Annotated in this window: 23 protein-coding genes; all 23 read right to left on the reverse strand. The window is 36.7% G+C overall.

The features are described from left to right. Positions 1-5: 5 nt before the first annotated feature. The gene (nuoD, locus tag NTX65_04390) at positions 6-1,256 is read right to left on the reverse strand and encodes an NADH dehydrogenase (quinone) subunit D (protein ID MCX6168554.1); all 1,251 of its coding nucleotides are present in this window, start codon (positions 1,254-1,256) and stop codon (positions 6-8) included. Position 1,257: 1 nt separating this feature from the next. After that, positions 1,258-1,752 (reverse strand): NADH-quinone oxidoreductase subunit C, encoded by a 495-nt coding sequence (locus NTX65_04395; protein MCX6168555.1) that lies wholly within the window; start codon positions 1,750-1,752, stop codon positions 1,258-1,260. Positions 1,753-1,756: 4 nt separating this feature from the next. After that, positions 1,757-2,275 (reverse strand): NADH-quinone oxidoreductase subunit NuoB, encoded by a 519-nt coding sequence (gene nuoB, locus NTX65_04400; protein MCX6168556.1) that lies wholly within the window; start codon positions 2,273-2,275, stop codon positions 1,757-1,759. Then, entirely contained in the window at positions 2,266-2,634 is a 369-nt protein-coding gene (gene ndhC / locus NTX65_04405; protein ID MCX6168557.1) for an NADH-quinone oxidoreductase subunit A, read from the reverse strand. Before ndhC ends, nuoB begins: the two co-directional genes overlap by 10 nt. A 125-nt stretch (positions 2,635-2,759) precedes the next feature. Beyond that, positions 2,760-3,914, reverse strand: coding sequence for an aspartate aminotransferase family protein (locus tag NTX65_04410; protein MCX6168558.1), 1,155 nt, complete (start codon positions 3,912-3,914; stop codon positions 2,760-2,762). After that, the gene (locus NTX65_04415) at positions 3,911-4,702 is read right to left on the reverse strand and encodes a [LysW]-aminoadipate kinase (protein ID MCX6168559.1); all 792 of its coding nucleotides are present in this window, start codon (positions 4,700-4,702) and stop codon (positions 3,911-3,913) included. Before NTX65_04415 ends, NTX65_04410 begins: the two co-directional genes overlap by 4 nt. Further along, positions 4,693-5,337 (reverse strand): class II glutamine amidotransferase, encoded by a 645-nt coding sequence (locus tag NTX65_04420; protein MCX6168560.1) that lies wholly within the window; start codon positions 5,335-5,337, stop codon positions 4,693-4,695. The genes NTX65_04415 and NTX65_04420 overlap by 10 nt, the downstream gene beginning before the upstream one ends. Positions 5,338-5,427: 90 nt before the next feature. Next, positions 5,428-6,471, reverse strand: a complete 1,044-nt coding sequence (gene argC, locus NTX65_04425; protein MCX6168561.1) for an N-acetyl-gamma-glutamyl-phosphate reductase — start codon at positions 6,469-6,471, stop codon at positions 5,428-5,430. Beyond that, on the reverse strand, positions 6,468-7,319 hold the full coding sequence (gene lysX, locus NTX65_04430) for a lysine biosynthesis protein LysX (GenBank protein MCX6168562.1): 852 nt from the start codon (positions 7,317-7,319) through the stop codon (positions 6,468-6,470). The genes argC and lysX overlap by 4 nt, the downstream gene beginning before the upstream one ends. 51 nt (positions 7,320-7,370) lie before the next feature. Then, complete coding sequence (locus tag NTX65_04435; GenBank protein ID MCX6168563.1) at positions 7,371-8,537, reverse strand: 2-isopropylmalate synthase; 1,167 nt, start codon at positions 8,535-8,537, stop codon at positions 7,371-7,373. Beyond that, complete coding sequence (gene lysW, locus NTX65_04440; GenBank protein MCX6168564.1) at positions 8,530-8,697, reverse strand: lysine biosynthesis protein LysW; 168 nt, start codon at positions 8,695-8,697, stop codon at positions 8,530-8,532. The genes NTX65_04435 and lysW overlap by 8 nt, the downstream gene beginning before the upstream one ends. A 194-nt stretch (positions 8,698-8,891) precedes the next feature. Further along, a complete protein-coding gene (locus NTX65_04445) occupies positions 8,892-10,166 on the reverse strand; it encodes a peptidoglycan DD-metalloendopeptidase family protein (GenBank protein ID MCX6168565.1) in 1,275 nt (424 codons plus the stop codon). A 65-nt stretch (positions 10,167-10,231) separates the two neighbouring features. Then, entirely contained in the window at positions 10,232-11,215 is a 984-nt protein-coding gene (locus NTX65_04450; protein MCX6168566.1) for a MoxR family ATPase, read from the reverse strand. A gap of 97 nt (positions 11,216-11,312) precedes the next feature. Next, positions 11,313-12,581 carry a peptidylprolyl isomerase gene (locus NTX65_04455; protein ID MCX6168567.1) on the reverse strand — a complete coding sequence of 423 codons (1,269 nt, stop codon included), beginning with the start codon at positions 12,579-12,581 and terminating at the stop codon, positions 11,313-11,315. Then, entirely contained in the window at positions 12,578-13,423 is an 846-nt protein-coding gene (locus NTX65_04460; GenBank protein MCX6168568.1) for a peptidylprolyl isomerase, read from the reverse strand. Before NTX65_04460 ends, NTX65_04455 begins: the two co-directional genes overlap by 4 nt. Further along, entirely contained in the window at positions 13,386-15,374 is a 1,989-nt protein-coding gene (locus NTX65_04465; protein ID MCX6168569.1) for a peptidylprolyl isomerase, read from the reverse strand. Before NTX65_04465 ends, NTX65_04460 begins: the two co-directional genes overlap by 38 nt. 77 nt (positions 15,375-15,451) lie before the next feature. After that, complete coding sequence (locus tag NTX65_04470) at positions 15,452-16,456, reverse strand: site-specific DNA-methyltransferase (GenBank protein ID MCX6168570.1); 1,005 nt, start codon at positions 16,454-16,456, stop codon at positions 15,452-15,454. Positions 16,457-16,519: 63 nt separating this feature from the next. Next, complete coding sequence (metG, locus tag NTX65_04475; GenBank protein ID MCX6168571.1) at positions 16,520-18,562, reverse strand: methionine--tRNA ligase; 2,043 nt, start codon at positions 18,560-18,562, stop codon at positions 16,520-16,522. Between the two features lie 182 nt (positions 18,563-18,744). Next, the gene (locus NTX65_04480; GenBank protein ID MCX6168572.1) at positions 18,745-20,568 is read right to left on the reverse strand and encodes a long-chain fatty acid--CoA ligase; all 1,824 of its coding nucleotides are present in this window, start codon (positions 20,566-20,568) and stop codon (positions 18,745-18,747) included. Positions 20,569-20,694: 126 nt separating this feature from the next. Further along, on the reverse strand, positions 20,695-21,894 hold the full coding sequence (locus NTX65_04485) for a hypothetical protein (GenBank protein MCX6168573.1): 1,200 nt from the start codon (positions 21,892-21,894) through the stop codon (positions 20,695-20,697). A 2-nt stretch (positions 21,895-21,896) separates the two neighbouring features. Then, the gene (locus NTX65_04490; GenBank protein ID MCX6168574.1) at positions 21,897-22,400 is read right to left on the reverse strand and encodes a zf-HC2 domain-containing protein; all 504 of its coding nucleotides are present in this window, start codon (positions 22,398-22,400) and stop codon (positions 21,897-21,899) included. 8 nt (positions 22,401-22,408) lie between these two features. After that, positions 22,409-22,879 (reverse strand): sigma-70 family RNA polymerase sigma factor, encoded by a 471-nt coding sequence (locus NTX65_04495; protein MCX6168575.1) that lies wholly within the window; start codon positions 22,877-22,879, stop codon positions 22,409-22,411. 67 nt (positions 22,880-22,946) lie between these two features. After that, positions 22,947-23,276: a hypothetical protein gene (locus tag NTX65_04500; GenBank protein MCX6168576.1), complete on the reverse strand. Its 330-nt coding sequence runs from the start codon at positions 23,274-23,276 to the stop codon at positions 22,947-22,949.

Raw genomic sequence — 23,276 nt, forward strand, 5'->3', positions numbered from 1 at the left:
TTAAACTATTTATCCGCTTCACCCATTACCGGATCGAGACTTCCAATAATTGCAATAACATCAGAAACCATAGCGCCTTTACACAACAGTGATAATGTTTGCAAGTTACAGAATGAAGGTGAATGAATTTTCAACTTCCACGGCTGACCGGTTCCGTTGCTAACAATGTAAAATCCTAATTCGCCTTTTGGATTCTCTACGGAAAAATATGTATCACCGACAGGTGGATTAATTCCATAATTGATTATCATAAAATCATGTATAAGCTCTTCCATCTTGGAATAAATTTCTGTTTTATGAGGAAGAACTTTCTTTGGTTCATTTGCATTAACTTCGCCTTGCGGCATTTTATCCAGACACTGAAACAATATTTTAACGCTCTCGCGAACCTCATCACCTCTTAAGAAATAACGGGAAAGCGCGTCACCTTGCTGATATGTTGGAATTTTGAAATCAATTTCATTGTAGAATAAATATGGTTTCGCACGACGAATATCATATTCAACACCACTTGCACGCAGGTTAGGTCCGGTAACTCCAAGAGCAATTGCATTCTCTTTAGATAAGATTCCAATTCCTTCGAGGCGTTCAATGAAAATTCTGTTGCTTAGAAGAAGTTTATCCATTTCAACGAGAGAAGGTTCCAGCTCTTCCAAAAATTTTCTTGTCATCGCAATCGCTTCATCATCCATATCTGATGCAACGCCGCCGATACGAGTATAACTTGTTGTGAATCTTGCACCTGCAAGCCGATCGAAAATATTTTGCAGTTTTTCACGTTCTCGGAATGTCCACATAACCATAGTAACGGCACCAACGTCCATCGCAAATGTTCCTATTGCAACCATGTGCGCTGCAATTCTGGAAAGTTCAGCAACAATCATTCGAATATATTGTGCACGTTTCGGTGCTTCGATACCAATAAGTTTTTCAACAGCAAGAACATATGCAACATTATTGCACATTGTTCCGGTGTAATCAAGCCGGTCCGTATGAGGAATATATTCGATATAACTCATGTTCTCAGCCATCTTTTCGTACCCGCGGTGGAGATAACCGAGTTCAGGCACAATGCCAGTCACAGTTTCGCCATCAAGCCGTAATACCAAGCGCAGGACGCCGTGTGTTGCAGGATGCTGGGGACCCATATTGATCACCATCTCATTTTCTAATGCATCATCAATGGTGATGTTTTTATCTTCGAGAAGTCTCTTGTAAATTTTCTCTTCGTTATATATTTGTGTAATTCGATCCATTCTATTCAGCTTCATGTGGAAGTGGTAAAGAGCCCGGAATGCCGAGCACAGGAAAATCTTTTCTTAACGGATGATGTTCGAATCCTTCCGGCATATACATTCTTCTTAAATCAGGATGATTGATAAATTTGATTCCATACATATCCCATGTCTCACGCTCGTACCAATCGGCACTCTGCCAAACCGGCGTAACACTTTCTATAGCTGGCGGATCATCATCAATATTAGCTTTGATGCGAAGTGTATAATTCATTTTGAAAGAGTAAACATGATAAACTGTTGTGAATCTCTTTTTGCGGGTCGCCCAATCGATCGCGGTAACATCTTTCAACATTACAAATTCAAGTGCGGGATCTTCTTTCAAAAATTTTGAGAGTTGCACTATCTGATCAGTTTTTATAGTAAGACAAAGATCGTCTCTGAAATCGGAAACTTCTTCCAGCGCTGCGCCGAATTTCTCTTTTACTTTATCTGCAATGAGTTCTTTGGGATTCATAAGATTAGATTTGTGAAAGTTCGAGTTCTTTAAGAGATCTGTTTTTAAAGTCGCGCGCTTTTGTTTTTCCGATTTTTTCTTGAATAGTCATTAACGCGTTCAATAAATTTTCCGGACGCGGCGGGCAACCGGCAGTATAAACATCGACAGGCAGAAATTGATCTATCCCTTGAACTACATTGTATGAACGATACATTCCGCCGGACGAAGTACAAGCGCCCATGGCAATCACCCATTTTGGTTCCGGCATCTGATCGTAAATTCTTCTTACTACTTGTGCCATTTTATAAGTAACCGTACCGGCAACAATCATTAGATCGCATTGACGCGGTGTAAATCGCATAACTTCTGAGCCGAAACGAGCAATATCATATTTTGGATCTGCAGCGGCAATCATCTCAATGGCACAGCAGGAAATTCCCATGGGCATTGGCCAGACAGAACTTTTGCGAGCCCATGCAATAACAGAATCTATTGTGGTTGTTATAAATCCGTCTTGAGTGAGTTTAGCTTCTAATCCCACTTAAGTCCTCCTTTCATAAAGACATAAAAAAATCCTAGTTCAAGCACTATCAAAAAGATAAACATCGGTAGAAAAGCAAAAATTCCATGCTGAACAAAAAGAGTTTTGAATTCAACTGCCCATGGATAAACGTAAATAACTTCGATATCAAAAATGATGAATAGCATTGCGACCAAATAGTATTTAATCGAGATTCTCTCGTGAGTCGTTCCTACGGGATCTTTGCCGCTTTCGTAAGTCATCTGTTTAACTCTATTTGGGCGCTGCGGACCGAATAATGTAGATGAAAATACTACTATTCCACCAAATAGTGCGGCAACAATTATCACTAGAAAGATTGGTATATAATCAATTATCATTTATTATAATTAGATTTTTGCTGGCGAAAAATAATTCAAATGGGGGTAGAAAGCAAAAGAAGAGATTTTTAAAAATAGAATGTAGAATTAAGCGTTAAGACTAACTCTACACTCTAAATTGTACTTTATTTAAGCACTTCTTGCAACTTTTCAACAACTTTATCTAAATCTTCATAACTAATTACCAACGGCGGAAGCATACGTAAAACAGTCGTTCCTGCCGGAAGTGAAATAATTCCTTTGCTTAGTAATTCAAGAATAACCGGTTGAACTTTGTCTTTCAGTTCAATACCGATCATCAATCCAAGAATTCTTATTTCACGGACTTTTGAGAGTTGAAGTTTTTCCAGTTTTTCTTTGAAATATTTTCCTTTTTCATCGGCTTCTTTCCAAAGTTTATTTTCAATCATAAAATCGATCGAAGCGATTCCGGCAACGCAGGCGAGAGGATTACCACCGAATGTTGAACCGTGTTTACTTTTTTCAATTTTTATTTTATCGGAACATAAAAGCGCACCCATCGGGAATCCGCCTGCAATTGATTTAGCGACGGTCATCATATCTGCTTCAATACCAAGATGCTCAATCGCAAACATTTTTCCTGTGCGGCAAAATCCGCTTTGTATTTCATCAATGATAAGAAAAATATTTCTCTCATCGCACAACTGTCTAACTTTTTGAAAATATTCTTTATTTCCGACATTTATTCCACCCTCGCCTTGAACCGGCTCAAGAATAATTGCAGCAGTATCATTATCAACTGCTTCGGCAAGTTTTTCAAAATTATTGTAAGGTACAAAAGTAAAGCCCGGAACTAGCGGTTCAAATCCTTCTCTGTATTCTTTCTTGTATGTAGCACTTAAAGCGCCCATAGTTCTTCCATGAAATCCTTTCATTGCCGCAATAAATTTTGTTTTCCCGGAATTAAGTCGCGCAAACTTGAATGCAGCTTCTACCGCTTCCGTACCGCTGTTGGTAAGAAACGCACGTGTTAAATTTTTAGGTACAATTTCAAAAAGTTTTTCTAAGAAGAGTGCTTTTTTATCATTGTAAAAAGTATTTGGACAAGTAACAAGTGTCGCTGCTTGATCGGAAATAGCTTTAGCAAGTTTTTCGTTTCCGTGACCTATGTTGGCTACACTTATGCCGGCAGCCATATCAATGTATTCATTTCCTTGATCGTCCCATAGATGAGCGCCTTTACCTTTTACAAGTACAACATCCCGCCTTGGGTATACGTCAACTTCATATTTTTGAATTAACTCTTTGTAATTTTTCATAGTATTGTTGTTCCTTTACCATTTAACGCATCTTTAATTGGATTTTCTGTTCTTCCGTCAGACAGAATTACTGTTGTATCACCGGCAGAAAATAACTTTCTAAGAGAAAGAATTTTTCTTTTCATTCTGCCATCAACTTTCTGTTCCATTTCTTCCAGTTCCGATTTCGACATTTTTGACACAAGTGAAGATGAATCGTTTTTATCCAGAAGAAAACCGGGAGCTTCTATAAGTGAAATAATTTTATCTGCTTTGAATTCAGATTGAAGCAATGCGATTATGTCATCGTTCTCAGAATTGATAGCGAAATTATTTTCATCAATCAGAGGCACACTTAATACAGGTGTATAACCGTTATCCAGAAGCAAATCAAGAAGTTGTTTGTTAATTGCTTTTGGTTTTCCGGAAAAATCTCGCAGCAGAAGAGTTTTACCGCCCTCGCGCACTTTTATTCCGCTGTTTCGTTTTCCTTGAATAACTTTTCCATCTAAACCGGAAAGTCCAACAGCATTAATTCCATTCTTCTGACAAAGTTCTACAATGCGTTTATTTTTCAAACCTGCATAAGCCATCATAGCAAGATCAATTGTTTCTTCATTACTTAAAACAGAATCGTAACCCGATAGCGATGTAACGACTTTCTTCTTATAACCAAGTTTATTTGCCAGGTCGTCACGCAACGCATTTGCGCCGTGAACGATAATAAATTTTTCTTGAGTCGCGGCAAGATCGGAAATGATTCCGCTAAGATTTATTTCTTTTCCGCCGCCGATTTTAATTAGAAACATTTATACTCCGTTAAGGAATTATTTTGAATCGGCTGCCAATCATTTTCTCCGACAAAAGATTCCGAACAAATGACAATTGAATCATCAGAAATTTTAGCACGCATTGTAAAGTAATCTACTGCATCATTAAAATGAGAATAAACATAAGCCGCTTTTGAATCAGTCATAATTATATTCATCGCACGGATAAAACTTGATTTCTTTTTTATGATCTCAGTTCCCTTTTTCAATGCGTCCTTGATACTGCCTTTATCAAAGCGTTTTATATAATTAAAAATTTTCTCGGCTCCGATTCTCCCTTCCTCTTTTATTTTCACACCGCTTAACTGCCCGTTAAAAACGAAAATATATTTATCATCATAAAACGGCATGTTGTTTTCTACTACAATTCCTTCATCTTTGAACGCGCTTCTTGTGTGAGCGATCAATCGAGTTGAAGAACTAAAGCGGGTAAGATCATCTTTCCAAATCGGATTAACATTTTTATAATAGATCCACTCACCTTTTTGCAAATAAGCGCATCCCCATCCGTGTCCTTGGTATTCTCTACTCTTTTTAGATATTTCAGAAAACTTGGATAAGTATTCTGAAATAGAAATATTTGTTTTTGAGTTAACGTAAAGTAGTCTGCACATATTGTATTCTTGCTTTTATTGATTCACATGCTCAGATAGATCATGATCATGATTAAGATCAGGATTATGATTATTGGCAAGAAAATGATTTTAAATTGGATGAAGCCCGGGAAAATTTAATCCTGTTCTTTCATCAAAACCATGCATTATATTAAATGCCTGCAGAGCTTGACCGGCAGCGCCTTTCATCAAATTATCAATTGCAGAAATAACAACTAGTCTGTTCGAGAATTCATCTTTCTTGAATCCTATATCGCAGTAATTCGTTCCGCTTAATAATTTCGGTTCGGGGAATCTGTAAATTCCATCACTCTCTTTTACAATTCGTATGAACGGCTCATTTCCATAGGCATCCCGGTAAATCTTCCAGATCTCTTTTTCCTGTAGATCTTCTTTTAGAAAAACATGACAGGTAGCAAGCAAACCGCGGACCATATCAATCGCAGTAGCTGAAAAGTGAATTTGTATCTTTTTCCCAAATGACATTTCTTGAAGCATTTCTGCAGTGTGTCTATGCTGAGTCGGTTGATATGAACGCACAACTCCCGCACGTTCCGGATGATGCGAACCTTCATTGACTTTATTACCACCTTCGCTTGAACCAACTTTAACTTCAATAACAGTTCTATCCAATTCCACCAATCCATTTTTGTAAAGCGGATATAAACCAAGAATACTTGCAGTTGCATTACATCCGGCACTTGAAATGAAATTAGCTTTTTTCATCTCTTCGCGGTGAAGCTCCGGAATTCCATAAACGAACTCATTTAATAATTCTGGACGCGCGTGTTTATGCCCGTACCATTTTTCATATTCGTTCAAATCTTTTAACCGGAAGTCTGCGCTGAGATCAATAATTTTGGGTGCTAATTTTTTGTAATCATCAATTTTATTTTGAGAACTATTGTGAGGCAGACATAAGAATAAAAGGTCGCACGATTCCAGTTCACCGGCGGATACAAATTTTAATGTAGTTGATTTTCGCAAGTTCGGATGAATCTTATGAACAAATTTTCCAGTATAACTTTCCGATGTAACTTGTTTCACTTCAACGTTTGGATGGAATAGTAAAAGCCGCAGTAACTCTCCACCAGTATAACCGGACGAACCAACAATCGAAACATTTACTTTCATTGCTTTCTTCCCTCTGCAACTTGTAAAACGTATTCAACCATTTTCTGCGGAATATTTACACCTGTAGTTGCGATACTATTTTTATACTCCATTGTGTAGTTCACTTCATTAATCATTAGACCTTGTGCAGACTCAAACACATCGATCGCAACAATTCCACCGCCAACAGCTTTTGCAGCTCGGACGGAGATATCACTCAATTCATCGGTTACCTCACATTTTGTGGCAACCCCGCCTCTAGCAGTATTTGTAATCCAATGCGGAGAAGTTCTATAAATTGCTGCAATACATTTATCACCAACGACAAAACTTCTAATATCTTTTCCCTTCTTCTCAATATATTTTTGTATGTAGAAGATCGAATGATGGTATGAACCGAGAACAGTTTTATGTTCAAGGATTGCTTCTGCGGCATCACGGTCATTTACTTTTGAAAGAAGTCTTCCCCATGAACCGACTGCAGGTTTCAGGACTACAGGGTATCCCATCTCTTCAATTGCTTCGAGTGCAGATTCTTCAGTAAACGCAACTCTTACTTCCGGTTGAGGAACATTATGTTCCGCTAGAGCACATGATGTAAGAAGTTTATCGCCGCATATTGTTGCAACATTATATGTGTTAACGCATTTAACTCCAGCCGATTCGAATAATCTCAATCCATGAAGAGCCCGCGAGTGATTTATGCATCTTTCAACTACAATATCGAGATCAAATTTATTTTTACCAAGATTGAAAGTGATCTCGCGGTCGTCAATCATTTCTAATTCAATCCCTTTAATAGCTTTGAATTCATCTATTAAAAATTTTTCATCTTTTCTAATCAACGAATGAAGCAGACCTATTTTCATTTTTCCTTCTCCACCTATTATGAAATTTTAGAAGTAGAGCTGATATATATCTCAGCTATTATAAATTTTATGATGCTTTACAGCTTCAAGGATATGTTTCAGTTCGGCAAGATCAACTGTACGACCGCGTTGACCGACAGATTTGACTTCTTTGAGAACATCCATCTGATGAGAATCGTCCAGCGCTTCTTCACCGATTAATTTCAATGCGTATCTAAGAGATGCAATTCCAGACATATGATCAAGCGAGAATGTTCTGGTTCTTCCAAGAATATCCGGACTCAGACTTTCATAATGCATAGGATTAACAGAAGCGGCGTGAGTGTGAACACCGGCACAGTGTGTAAAAGCATTCTTCCCCGTGATTGGATAATTTGCAGGAATTGGAATTCCGGAATGTTTGCTTACTAAATCATAGAGTTCAACAAGTTTTTTAAGATTCCATCTATTCTGATTATAATCAACAGTTAATACAGTTAAAAGTTGAGCAAGATCTACTATGCCTGCTCTTTCACCAAGTCCTAATGCCGCGGCGTCAATAATATTCGCACCGGCGCGGTAAGCATCTAGAGCATTTGCTAGAGCAAGTCCCCGATCGTTGTGGCAGTGTACCGCAATCTTTGGATGCAAATTTCTATTATCTAATTCTTCAATCAAGCGGGAAATGTAATCGTACATGCTTCTGGATGTACCGGGTACCATGAAACCAGTTGTATCGGCAACGCTGATTATATCGGCTCCGGCTTCAACTGCGGCGGTTGCAGCCTTAACAACATTTTCAAATTGCGATCGAACTGTGTCTTCCGGTGTGTAACGTATCAACAAATTTGGATTTTGACTTTTCGCGTATTTGATAACGTCGGTAATCAATTTAATCGCAGAATCGAGATCCTTCTTAAAAACAGATTCAAGTCTTTCATCCGAAACACAATAAAATATTCCAAGAAATTTCACACCGCATTCAAGTGCAAGATCAACATCACTTTGAAGTGATCTCGAATGTGCGCCGACAATTGATTTAAATCCTTTTTGAGCAATCGCTTTTACAGCAGCATGGATTTCAGGAGTTACCATCGGATGTCCCGATTCAATAATATCAATGCCAATTTCATCTAACAGACTTGCGATAGCCAGTTTGATATGCTTATCAAAATAAACGCCGGGTGTTTGTTCGCCTTCGCGAAGAGTTGAGTCTAATACCCAGACCAAATTACTCACCCCAATCCTCTTCTTCTTGTGGAGCTTCTTGTACTTTCGGAGGATCTACCGAAACAACTTCCAATTCAGTTCCACATTCTGCACACTCGATCAATTCTCCTTGAACTGCATCTTTTGCTAATGCTATCTCTGCACCGCAGACAGGGCATTCTGTTTTCATTTTTTGTCATCCTTAGTTATATAAAGTGATGCAAAAGTAGGAAACAATTTTTTCCAACGCAATATTTTTAAGTATAGATTAAGAAAAATTAATTTTTCTCTCACGAAGGGATTTGGAGGTAAAAACGCTGATGAATAATTATTCACAAGAATGGAAGTTAATGCATTAAAGTTTTTGGTCTCTTAAAATTGTTTTTAGTTCTTAGATTCTGTTTTGGGGTCGTTAATATTTGAGGGTTGCTCGTTAACAGCAGCTATTTTTTCCATCCAAGTTTTTCCGACTTCATTAAAATCCGCTTTATTCTTTTTACTTACAGGATCTGCGGATTGATTTTTTTCTTTTAACGGATTCACCTGCTTTCCATTCTTCCAAAATCTGAAACAAACATGTGGACCGGTCGCTAAGCCGGTCATTCCAACATAACCAATTGTCTGCCCCTGAATTACATGAGAACCGCGTCGAATACCTTTAGCAAAACGCGACATGTGCAAGTATTGTGTTGTATATGTACCGTTATGTTTTACTTTAACATAGTTTCCATTGCCGCTTGTATAACCTGCCTCTATAACCACACCGGTAGCCACAGTCATTATTGGTGTTCCGGTAGCGGCAGCGTAATCTGTTCCAAGATGAGCTTTATTTCTATGCAGTATTGGGTGAAATCGATTGGATGAATAACGAGATGTAATTCTGTATCTGAATTTAATTGGAGCCGTTAGAAACATTCCTTGCAGACCATTACCATGTTCGTCAAAATACTGTCCTTCTCTTTCTTTATCGAAACGGAATGCATAATAATCTTTTTTCCGATAATTGAATTTCGCCGCAAGAATTTTTCCGATTTGGACGGGTTCATTATCTACATTTATTTCTTCATAAATAATTGTAAAGCTGTCATTTTCCCGTAAAGTACCGAAATCAATTTGGCTTTCATAAATATCAGCTACATTAAATCCAACTTCTTTTTTGACGCCTTTATCCAACAGAGTTTGAATTAAATTATCCTTGATATTTCCGTTGACAGTAGCCTGTTTGATTGAAAATGGCTTTTGTTTTTTATAAATGTTAATCGCGTCACGTAAATCGAAAACGACATAGTTTACAGGATCTTTCTTATACACAAGATACTGCACAGTTTCAACGGAATCCCATTGTGCATAAATATACAATTCATCATTAGCTCTGAAACTTCTGAGTGGAAATACGTTGAGTGATTTTTTTTCTATTTCATTAATTTTTTGCTGTGTTACTCCGTGAGGAATTAAAATATCGGTAAGTGTCTGGTTGGTTTCAATTGTATCACGTACTTCTATTAGATTGTTAACGGTTAAGCCAAATTGATTAGGTTTCGGTTTTTCTTCTTGAATTTTTGTTTGCGTTTTTTCTGTGCAGCCAGTGAAGGTGAAAATTAAGATTGTTAGACTTATCCCAGTAAGGAATAGTTTTCGGAAGTATTTATTTAGCGCCATTCACACTCACTTCAATATTGTTTGTTTCGGTTATAATATTCGATTTGTTAGAAAATCTTTAATACTTACATCAACTTATTAATTATCTCCACGGAATTAATTCCTTCTGCTTCGGCAGAAAAGTTTGGAATAATTCTATGTCGTAGAACCGGAATGAGGAAAGTACTTACATCATCGATCGAGGGAGTGAATCTTCCTTCCATGACAGCTTTTGTTTTTGCTGCGAGAATAAGATATTGCGAGGCACGAGGACCGGCACCCCAGGCAACATGTTCTTTTATAAATTCATTTGCATTATTTGTTGGACGAGTGGAATCAACAAACTTTACAGCAAACTCGATTACGTTTTCTGCAACGGGAACCCGCTTAATTAATTTTTGGAAGCCGATCAATTCATCTGCCGTTAATACTTTTTTAAGTTCAGGTTGATAATCACTAGTTGTCGATTTAATAATTTCTATTTCTTCTTTTAGATTGGGATAATCCAGCCACAAATTGAACATGAAGCGATCCAGCTGCGCTTCCGGTAAAGGATATGTTCCTTCCTGTTCAATTGGATTTTGAGTAGCCAAAACGAAAAATGGTTCATCAAGTGTACGTGTTACTCCTGCAGCAGTAACTTTATGCTCCTGCATTGCTTCTAAAAGTGCACTTTGAGTTTTAGGCGGTGTGCGGTTAATTTCATCCGCTAAAATTAAATTCGCAAATACAGGTCCTTGAATGAAGCGGAAATCTCTTTTCTTTGTAATTGGATCTTCATCAATTATCTCGGTTCCAGTAATATCACTCGGCATGAGATCGGGTGTAAATTGTATTCTACTGAATTTAAGGTCCAGCACTTCGGCAACCGTCTTAATAAGTAATGTTTTTGCAAGTCCTGGAACTCCAACCAGCAAACAATGTCCGCGTGCAAGTAAACTGACTAGTAATTGGTCTATAATTTTATCCTGACCGATTATAACTTTTGCAATTTCCTTTTTGATCCTCTTAACTGCGTCGGCAAGCTGTTGCACCGCTTGAACATCGTTTGTAGGAATTTTTTCAGTCAAAGTTGTTTCCTTATAGTAAAATAATAGAACATGAATAAAAGGAACAGAAAAGAAAATCTCAATTCAATTTCGCAATATCTTTAGTGTTTATGAATTGCTAGAGCCGAACTTGCCAATATATTCTACTTTTAATATCCTCAATCCACTTTGCAAAGAGTTTCTGCTTTTTATAGTATTCCGTCATTCGCTTGAGTTCCGCAAAATCCAAGTCCATATTAGCTTTATGCTGTGGAATTCTCTTTTCCAATTTAACTATATGATAGCCATAAACATTCTTATCTACATCAAGTCGTTTAGGAAAACTAATTTCGCCTTCTTTCAATTTATAAATAATATCGAGAAGCTGCTTATCAAGCTGACTGGCTTCAAATGTTCCAAGGGATCCTCCAAACTTTGCAGTTTCTTTATCATCACTATAAAGTTTTGCATAATGTTCAAAAGTGTTTTTACCTTTTACAATACTATCGCGAATATCCGTTAGGAACTCAATAGCTTTTAGATCCGATTCATCATCACTTTTTACTTTTATAAGTATATGTCTTGTATGTATTGCTTCACCCCGTCTTTCCAGCAATTGAATTATATGAAATCCCACGGGAGATTCTACAACACCGGAAATTTGATTTGGAGCCAGTGCAAAAGCAGCTGCTTCGAATTCTGGGAAAAAGACACCGCGTTTTACAGATCCTAGATCTCCACCTTGAGCCGCACTGCCCGGATCATCCGAATATTTCGTTGCAAGTTTTGCAAAATCGGCTCCGTGTTTTAAAGAATCCAATAACGATTCTGCAAAATCTCTTGCTTTCTTTTTCACTCTCTCGCCGGTTTTAGGATTCTGGAAGATATGTGCAATTGTAAATTTTTCCGCTACTACTCCCAGCGAATCTTTATATGTATCATAAAACTCTTCAATTTCTTTTCTTGAAGGATCCAGCTGTCCAAACTTTTTTTGTTTGAGCATTTCAGCCATCAAATTCTTTTTAGTATCATCTTGCAATGATCTTTTTAATTTTTCGATCGGCATACCGTACACCTGTTCAAGGCGTTCGCGCGAACCATACTGTTGTATAAAATAATTAATCTGGTATTCCAGCTGTTGTTTTACTTGGTCGTCTGTTACTGTTATTGAATCAAGCTCCGCCTGGGCATATAGGAGTTTTTCTTCAATCATCGCGTTTAGAACCTGTCTTCTAAAAGTTGTATCGGCAGGATTAATATTTCTCTGTTGCGCTTCCAGGTTTGCTCTAAATTCAAATTCTGATTGTAAGATTATTTCGTTATCTACAACAGCTACAATTTTATCTAATGCTTGCTGAGCATTTAATAATCCAGCAAAAACAAATAATAATAACAAAATTTTTTTCATTCGGAATACCTCTTTATCTCCAAATTGTGATCTTCAATTAATTTATCTATGTACAATCTTAAAAAATCTTTTCTCTTGATCATCGTCAATCTTTCTCTTACTTCTTCTTTAGAATCATCAAAAGAAGGGATCGTATCTTTATCCAGTTTTTCAGTAAGTTGAACAACAGCAAACTTTGACGGTTCCGTTTCGATTACTAAGCTTACCTCATCTTTTTGAAGTCCGGCCACGCTCCTTAAAAGTGAGGTTGGCTGAAGCTGATATTTCTTATATAATTGACCGGATTGATAAGAAATAATTGATGATTCCATCCTATACTTATTTAGAGAGCTATTCCAGCTGTTTTCAATTGCCATATTACGAAACTGAATAGCTGTATTGAAATCATTTAGATAAGCAATGTTGAAACGAAAAAGATCATCGGTCAATCTAAATTCTTCTTTATTAGCCTCATAATATTTTCTAAGTTCGTCTTCGGTCGGCTCAATTTTATTTTCAGACAATAATTTATTTATGAATAAGGCCGCCGCAATTTCTTTTTTACTTTGCTCAACAATGGAGTTGAATTTTTTTTCTTCTAAAATTCCTTCCTTTGCGGCTTGTTGATAAAGGATTTCATTTTCAATCCAGTCATGAATAAACTCGGATCGATATTTTCCTCTGTTGCTCTCTTGAGAAAGTGCCGATTTAATTTGCTCTTCAGTTAAAACGGCATCGTTAACTTTTACAACATATTTATCAGGCGTCTCTTTCTTAGAGCATCCCGTAAAACTGAAGCAGCCGATACAAATAATAACCGCAAAGTTATTGAGGCTGCTTAAATGCTTGCTGCAATTCTTCATAATACATCTTGGGATGATAGATATTTTTTAATTTATTCATATACTCATCTTCAAGGCGCTTGCTTTCTTTTTCTTGAAGAAGGCTTGAAGCTTCGGCTCTTGCTTCCTCAAACGTTTTAGCACGAGCGGGTTCACGTTTTAATAATTTTACAATTGACCATCCATCTTCGAACTTGAAAGGTTTCGATATATCGTCAATGTTTTTAAGTGAATTTGCCTGCTTGGCCAGTTCATTGAAATCAACGGCAGTCAAACCATTATAACCAATTTTATTTTCATATCCCGACCGGCGATTATATTTAGCGACTAAACTATCATACGAATAACCGGAAATTGCCATTGAGTAGCAGTTATTCATTAATGAATCACTTTGATTGTATATTTCTTTCAATTCGACCCGGTCTTTCCATCTATAATTCTCTTTTGTCTGCTGCCAGAATTCATAAGTTTTTACACTATCAATTGAGATCTTGGACCAAACTTCATCTTCCAGAATTTTGAATAAATACATTCCGTTCTCATAATCTTCAAGTAACTTTGCGAACTCTGGGTTTTCTTTATCATATACCAAAGCTTTTTCCCTAAACAATACAACCCCCGCATATTGATCTATTGCATCCTGAAGAATTTTGCCGTTGACAGTCATGTTAAGGTTCGAACCAACTTTTATCATATTATTAAATAGACTATCACATGAATAAGGTTTGTTGTTAATTTTAAAAAGTTCATCACTGCCGGCCTGTTTTCTCAAATTACTTGTCCAGTAAGATGGACCAATTTTAAGTGTGTCGCTGTTAGCAAGGATTTTATTATATGTAACCTGGTTTTGCACAAAACTAAATTCGGTTTTCAAATCTTGCATCAGTTTTTCTAAATCAAATTTATACCGGGTGCGGTCGTACATATCTTTTAACTCATTTTTCTCCTCATCATAAGATTTTAATGGAGAAATTGCATTCACGCGAATCAGATGAAATCCAAATTTTGTTTTTACAATTGAGGAAACTTCTCCAACTTTAAGATTGAATGCAGCTTCATCAAATTCTCTTACCATTTGACCGCGTTGAAAGGAGCCTAGTTCACCATTTTTTGCTGCACTCCCTTTGTCTGCTGAATACTTAGCTGCCATTTCACCAAAATTTTTACCGTCTTTAATCTGTTTTTCAATATCACTTATTTTATTCAATGCTTTTACTGTATCAACAACTCCCGTTGAATCTGCAAAAGGAATAAGAATATGAGCTGCTTCTATTGAAGGTTTGCGCGGTTGTCTAACAGTAACTTTGAGAATGTGATAGCCGAAGCCAGAAGAGACAAGTTGAGGATAAATATTTCCAGGTTCGGTGCTGTAAATTGCATCTTCAATTGCCGGAATATTTATTTGTCCCGCAGTAACAAAGTAAACATCACCACCTTGCTTGCTTGTATATGGATCGTTTGAATATTGTTTAGCAAGTTCTGCAAAATCTTCACCGTTCTGGATCCTTTTAATAAGTTGGTTTCCAAGATCGATAATTTGCTGCTGACTGTGAGTTGAATCGGGTAGAAGAAAGATATGGCTTACCCGGTATTCTGTTTTTCTTCTCTCGTAAAGTTGATGCAAGTTCGGATCATACAATTTATTCTCAAGAAAAAGAGTCTTCCCGATATTCATTTTATAATCGAGGTACTCTTTCTTCATATCCTCATCTGATTTTAATCCGCGAACAGAAGCATCGCGTAATTTCATTTTATAATTAACGTAGAGATCAAGAAATTGTTTAAGTGATGATAAAGAATCATTCTTTGCTTTTTCAAAACCGCCTGAATTCTTAGCGTATGCTTTTTCAAACTCATCTAAGTAAATCTTATTACCGCCAAATTCTGCAACAACTATATTTGAATTTTGGGATGTGCAGGAGATAAGAATGATTAATGGTAAAAGAAGAAGAATAAGCTTCGCGCTGCGCATTCGTAAACCTCCATTAGAGTGATTTTTTGGTGTGCTATTTTACCCATTGAGGGTCTGAAAATCAAGAAATGAAACGGTTAATAACACTCATTACCGCTTCTTTTTTCCGGTTTTATACTCACCGGAACTGTGTTGCGTTCCCAGAAAACTCCATATTTATAACCTTGAATTGCATTGATTTTTTCAGATGCTTCAAGACGTTTTTCCGCAAGGCACGCATAATATTTATCGATTTCAATACCGACATATTTTCTTTCAAGTTTTTTTGCAACAACCGATGAAGTTCCGCTCCCAAGAAACGGATCCAGAACAATCTTGCCTTTCTTAGTACTGGCAAGAATAAGTTTAGCAATCAATTTTTCCGGTTTCTGCGTCGGGTGATCTGTATTTTCAGCCATCGACCAGAATGGGACCGAAATATCATTCCAGATATTTGACGGATGCGTCAAACGATAATCGCCGTCTAAATTAGAATTCCAGTCTTTCGGTTTGCCGTCCGAATCCCGGTATGGCGCTAGAACTTTTCTTTTCAGTTTTACTGTGTCGGTATTGAAAGTAAACTTATTTGAAACTGTGCAGAACCAGATATCTTCTGAACTGTTCTTCCAATTTTGTTTAGCGCCCCGCCCCTTTTCACGTTCCCAGGTAATTCTATTTCTGATAATAAAATGCTTCTCAAGAACCAACGGGATAGAAATGGAGGTGTGCCAATCTCCGCAGAAATAAATTGATGCATCCGGCTTCAGAGTCCGCTTCAGCTTAATAATAAAACTCTCGATCCATTCGGCATAATCATGGATCGATTTTTCTTTGAATGAAGTGGTATTGAATTTTTTTGAGAGATTATAAGGCGGATCAACTATAAGCAAATCAACAAATTTGTCCGGCAGAAATTCAAGTGCGGAGAATAAATCTTGGTTGATAGTTTTATTTATTATTTCTTTTACAGAAATCTTTTCATTCAACTTAACAATCCGTTTGGAGTACTCGTCGATTTCCTTTTTAGAAAGTTGAAGAGTTTTATTTCTTGTTGATTTTGGTTTATTCAATTTAGATGTACAGTTGAATGGAACGCTGGTCATTATAATTGCTTATGATATCAACGAGCTTTAGCTATCATAAATACCAGCGTAATGTTTTAAAATTTATTTAGCTGTAGTGCCAAGATTTATTGATTCGTCAATCTCAATAATTTTTACTTTTCCCTCTTCCGGTGTATCTACGGCCAGAATCATTCCTTGGGATTCAACTCCAAAAAGTTTAGCCGCTTTTAAGTTCGCTACTATCATAACTTTTTTTCCGATCAATTCTTCCGGAGAATAACTTTTAGCGATACCTGCAACTAATTGGCGTTTCTCGGTTCCTAAATCAATTTGCAATTTTAAGAGTTTATCGCTTTTCTTAACATTTTCCGCTGCAATAATTTTTGCGACACGTAATTTAACCCGCTTGAAATCATCAATTGTAATCTCTTCAATTACTTCTTTTGGAGTTTCATCGCTATGAGGTAATTTGTGCACCAGCTCTTCAATCACTTTATCTTCAATCTTTGTGAAAAGAATTTCCGGCTCATTAAGCACGTGCCCGGCTTGCATATTTACATTACCGCACTTTTCCCAAATAGTTGGTCTAATATTTAACATTTTAAAAATCTTAACGCTTGAAAACGGAATCACCGGTTCGAATACTTCAGCAAGAGTAAAAATTGTATTCAAGCATATATTAACTGTAGTTGCACATTGTTCCATGTTTTTTTTCGAGTTTAACCATGGTTCGGAATCATTGAAATATTTATTTCCCGCACGCGCAAGATTCATCATTTCAAAAACAGCATCTTTAATTTTATAACGCTCAAGAAGATCAGCAATTTTGAGCGGTTGCGTTTTCAAATATTCGAGCATATCAGAATCAATCTTCTCAAGTTTTCCAAGAACCGGGACTTTACCTTCAAAATGCTTGTGTGCAAATGTGAGAGTTCGGTTTACAAAATTTCCTAGAATGTCGGCAAGTTCATTGTTTGTACGCCCTTGAAACTCTTTCCAGAAAAAGTCTGTATCCTTATTTTCAGGTAGATTTGCCGCAAGAGTATAACGAAGCAGATCGGCTGGGAATAAATTTAAAAATTCATCAACATCAATTCCCCATCCTCGTGATTTAGAAAACTTCTTTCCTTCAAAATTCAAAAATTCATTAGCCGGAACGTTCTGCGGTAAAACAAACTTATCCTCATTTGCATCGTTCCAGGCCATTAGCATTGCAGGAAAAATAATTGTATGAAATACAACGTTATCTTTTCCAATGAAAGCGACGTATTTTGTATTGAGATCTTGCCAATACGATTTCCACAAATCGGGTTCGTTGCGTTTATTAGAGAGTTCTTTTGCAGCAGAAATATATCCGAGAACCGCTTCAAACCAAACGTATAGAACTTTATTATTAACTCCGTCGAGTGGTACTTTTACACCCCAATCAAGATCGCGTGTTACAGCACGGTCTTTTAGTCCGTCATTAAACCAACTCTTACAATATTGAAGAACGTTATCTTTCCAACCGTACTTTTCATTCATCTCATCTACATATTTAACTAATCTTTCCTGGTATTTACCCAAAGGGAAAAACCAATGAGAAGTTTCTTTCAAAACTGGAGTCTCGCCGCTAATTTTGCTTTTCGGATTTTTCAGTTCGGAAGGATCGTAAAGAGAACCGCATCTTTCACATTCATCGCTTCGGGCTTCTTCATTTCCGCAACGAGGACAAGTTCCTTCTACATACCGGTCAGGCAAAAACATTTTCGCTTTTTCATCGTAAAACTGCATTGATTTTTTTTCAACCAATATTCCTTGATCGTGAAATGATTTGAAAAATTGCTGCGCGGTTTCATGATGAATCGGCAAACTTGTGCGCGAATAGATATCGAAACTCATTCCGAATTTTTCAAAAGCATTTTTGTTCATGTTATGGTAACGGTCAATAATTTGTATTGGTGTTACTTTCTCTTTGTCCGCAGTGATTGTTATCGGGACACCGTGTTCATCCGAACCGCATACATAAAGGATGTCATCACCCTTCAAGCGTTTATAGCGGACGTATATATCAGCAGGTAGATATGCACCGCTTAGATGTCCTAGATGAATATTACCATTCGCATAAGGGAGCGCTGAAGTAACAAGGATTTTCTCATTAGCCAAAATAAATCTCGCAAATTGATTTTATTGAGTGCAAATATAAGAAAATTCGCAGAAAGGATTAAGTTATTGATAGTGCCGTTTTAGAATGAAATCTTGTTCAAGCTCTTAATCGTAATCTTGATCTCTAAATAAAGAGCAAGATCACGATCAAGAGCGAGATTACTAAATACATTTGTAAAATATTAACCTTCGAGACCTTTATACATATCTTCAATCAAATCCTTGTACCGTTCTTCCACAACTTTCCGTTTGATTTTGAGTGATGGCGTAAGTTCTCCTGTTTCGATTGTAAACGGTTTATCGAGAATGGCGAACTTGCGAACGCGTTCAAAGTTGGCAAGCTTCTTTTGAAAAATATCTAATTCTTTATCGAGCAGTTCATAAATTTGTTTCATCTCAACAAGTTCTTCGAGAGATTTGTACTGAATTCTGTTTGCATCGGCATATTCTTTCAAAGCTTCATAATCCGGAACTATCAATGCGCTCAAAAACATTCTGCGGTCGCCTATCAGAATAAATTGATCAATATATTTACTCGCGAGGAACATATTTTCAATCGGAGTCGGGGCAATATATTTTCCACCGGAAGTTTTAAACAAATGTTTTTTTCTATCAGTAATTATCAGAAATCCTTCGGCATCAAAAACACCGATGTCTCCGGTGTAAAGCCAGCCGTCCTTAATTGTTTCTTCGGTTTCTTTTTTATTCTTGTAATATCCTTGCATTATATTTGGACCGTATGCAAGAATCTCACCGTCTTTCGCGATTTTAATTTCAACACCGGGCATGGTTTTGCCGACTGTTCCGAATTTGTAATCGTTTACTCTGTTAGCAGCGATTACCGGTGATGATTCTGTCAGCCCGTATCCTTCAATAATTAATATTCCCGCAGCTTCAAAGAACAATCCCAATTCTCTTGCAAGCGCGGCACCGCCGGAAATAAAGAAGCGTAATTTACCGCCGGTCTTTTCTCTCAATTTATGAAAGACAAGTCGATCGGCAAGTTTGTGTTTGAGCGATAAAAATATTGGGATAGGATTACCGGATTTTTTAGCGACTTGAAATTCTTTTCCGATCTCAATTGCCCAATTAAAAATTTTCTGTTTCTTTTCCGGCTGGGTTTCAACGTTCCGTTTTATCTTACTGTACATCCGCTCGAATAGACGCGGTACAGCAGTTAAAATTGTCGGATGAATTTCTTCCATATTACTTGCGATCTTTTCAATACTTTCAGCATATGCAATCAAACCGCCACAAGAGAACGCTGTATAATAACCGCCCATTCTCTCAAAGATATGACATAGCGGTAGAAACGAAAGAAAGATGTCGGTCTCTCCGATATCAAAAATTTCGTGAGCGCCTTTTATGTTGGAACAAATATTTTTATGAGTGAGCATAACACCTTTTGGTTCACCGGTTGTACCGGAAGTGTAAATGATTGTGCATAGCTCATTTTCTCTAGTAAGCATACAGTTTTCAGAAAAATAATTTGAATGATCTTTCCCGAACTCTAAACCTTTGGATTGAATTTCCGAAAAGCTGAATACGTCTCTTTCATTTCCATTTTCCGCATTATTCATAACTATAATGAAGCGGAGATTTTTGCAATTATTTCTTACCTTCAAAACCTTATTGAGCTGAAACTTGTTCGAAACAATTATGCCGACAGATTCCGAATTGTTAAGACAAAATTCAATTGTCTCAGAAGTTGAGATCGGATAAAGAGGAACATCAACTCCGCCCAAACCAAGAATTGCCATATCGGAGTATACCCATTCTGGTCGGTTCTCAGCAATGATTGCAACTTTATCGTTTCGTTTGACGCCCATTGCAGCAAGTCCCAACGCAAAGTTTTCTGTTTCTCTGAAGAGCTCATCATAACTTATCCCGATCCATTGATCGCCGGTTTTATATTTTAATACAGCCCGGTCTTTCCCCTTTGCAAAATCCTTTGTAATAATCTGAAAAAGTTGCGGAATGGTCTTGAAATCTTTATAGATAGCCATACAATTTTCCCTCAAAATTTAAATTCAAGATAAGGCGGTAAGCCAAAATATGCAAACAGAAGAGAGCTATTAAATGTGGAGCCGGAATCGATTTAGAATTAATCCCGGCTCTGTTATGAATGGAATTTATTTATCGCTTTCGAGTGAGAGGATAATATAATCGTTTACGTATTTGTTATAATCAGTATCTGCATTTAGAAGTAGTCTTTCTCCATCAACATTTTCTTCCCAGGTCCAATGTACTGAGGGAAGTTCAATTTTAATTCTTTCGTCAACTCCGAGCTCAATTTTTTTCAAAGAAAACATTCGGCTGTCTGCAACACCTTGACAAATTACTAATTGAATTGTGTATTTATTATTCTCTTTTTTGATCGGTGCTCCAAGGATAGAATAAAATACCTTTTTTTCTCTGCTTTTTTGTGATTCATTTAGAAGGCTCAACTTTTCGGGATTATAGATACGAAACGGAGCTGTAACTAATCCCGAATAAAAACTAGTGTTGAAATTTTCTTCTCCCCCTTTGGTATTAATTTGAGAAAGCACTTTCAATGGTGAGTAAGTCCTCTTCATTAATATTTGGTCACCATTTTTGTTAGTTCTGATCCATTCCATACCCATCGAGAAATTTGTTTTAACCAGTTCTGATAACTTTGCTAAAAATTGGAAGTTCGATAGATTATAGACCTCAGCAGGGTCATAAGTATCTTCATTCACATCGCTCAACAGACGTTCACGTTTACTAGTCACTAGCTTTTCCTCATTTCGAGAACATTTTATATTCATTTTTAAAGTCGGAAATTCGTTTTCCCAAATCTTTAACTCTTCATCTTTCTCTAATTTGATTTTTACTAAACATTCATCGAAGGTGATTTCATAATTAAACCGGTTCGGAGATTCCACTGATTTTTTCTTGTAAAGATTATATTTGCAATATAAGAGCACTGAATCTGTACCAGCTTTCTGTGGGGAAAAACTGAAATCTACAATTTTATCTGCTGTATCAAATTCATTGTCTTTCGAAATTAATTTCAGATATTCTTGTTCATCTAGCTTGAGGGGTCGATTCTTTGCATTCAACCAGAAATACTCCGAAAATGAGTTAAAGAATGAGGAATTTAAGTTGGCAGAAACACCAAACAATCCGGACCTTCCCCAATAAAATGACCCGGTGATAAATCCACTTTCATTTTGCTCTCTGGAATAAGCCGTCTGACCAAAATCAGATTTGCTCTCAATTTTTATTCCAATTAAATATTTGGTATAATCTTTTTTTTGTGCGGATACACAAATATTAATAAGTATAATGACTACAAATATTTTTTTCATTTTTAGCTCCCGTTTCTTGTTTTGATTACATCTGCGTCGGTAATTTTCACAGTACGCAAACTCATTAGATAATGCAGATAAGCTTTTTGTGATGATTCTTCAATCAACTCTTTCTTCCCGGGAGTTAAAGAGTTGTTCTTTACATTTTGGTTCTGTGCAATTGGTATTTCTTTTTGAACAAAGACAGTGTCGACTCTGACTTCGTTTTTAGTGATATATGTTTGTGCCGGTTTGTTTGTGATCATGATGACTAAAAGGATCACAGCCGCAGCGGCACTTGTGTAAAATCCAACTTTGTAGATGACATTTTGTTTTGATGGTTTGTTCATAATATGAGAAATATTCTTAGAACAAAATTCTCTCGATCTTTCTTTCATGAGTAAATAGTCAGATAAAGTTTTTCGGCATTCGGCACATTCGGCAAGATGGGCGAACAATTCTGTTTGATCTCCTATAGGCAATTCACCATCTGCAAATAGATTTATTTCATATTCATAATGTTTCATAGTAACCTCTACTCTAAATATTTTCTAAGATGCTTTCTCACACGGAAGAGTTTCACTTTTATGTTATCGACTGTAACACCAAGTATCAAAGCCATTTCATGGTACGTATGGCATTCATAATCTCTTAAGTAAATAAGTTCATACTCTTCTGCAGTTAGTTTATCAAGGGCGTCATTTAAAGAAATTTTTGTTTCGATGCTGGATTCGTTCGCTTCGATAAAATTATCATCTAATGTTTCGGTTTTGCTTGATCTTCCGTTCAGTTTTTTTAGACAATAGTTCCGTGTAATGGTGAGAAGCCATGTTTTGTAACTGCAGTCCCCCCTAAAATTCTCTTCATTTTTTATATAACGGATAAAGACTTCCTGAACGGCATCTTTCGCTTCATCATGATCTTTAAGAATGCTCATTGAATAATTGAGGACATCGTTCGAGTAAGAGTTGAATAATTCCGTAACCGATTTATCTTTGCTGATCATAACCCCAACTAAAATAAATGAGCTTTACAATTAGACCCCATTAGGAATGAAATGTTACAAGCAGTTTTTAGTTAGCCCAGACATCGCCATCAACAACCGGAGTAACACATACCATCGGTTTTTCCGGTACGTGAAATTTTTCGAATATTTCTTCAAATAATTTGTATTGCAGTCCTTGCGATTCAATCTTTGAAAATTTTTTATATGACATGAATTCGCCCCTTTTATTTTGAGGCGCATCAAAATGATATGAGTTAGAAAAATCTTCTTTTGCTTGTTCTTTCAAAAATTTAATTTTTTCTTCATCGCTTCCATCCTGTTGATAAGCTTTGCATTTGTAAGCGGTGACAATATTCTTATCAATGATCAGATATATATTTAAAATTGTTTCTTGCAA

This window comes from Ignavibacteriales bacterium (assembly GCA_026390795.1).
GTDB lineage: Bacteria > Bacteroidota > Ignavibacteria > Ignavibacteriales > Melioribacteraceae > Fen-1258.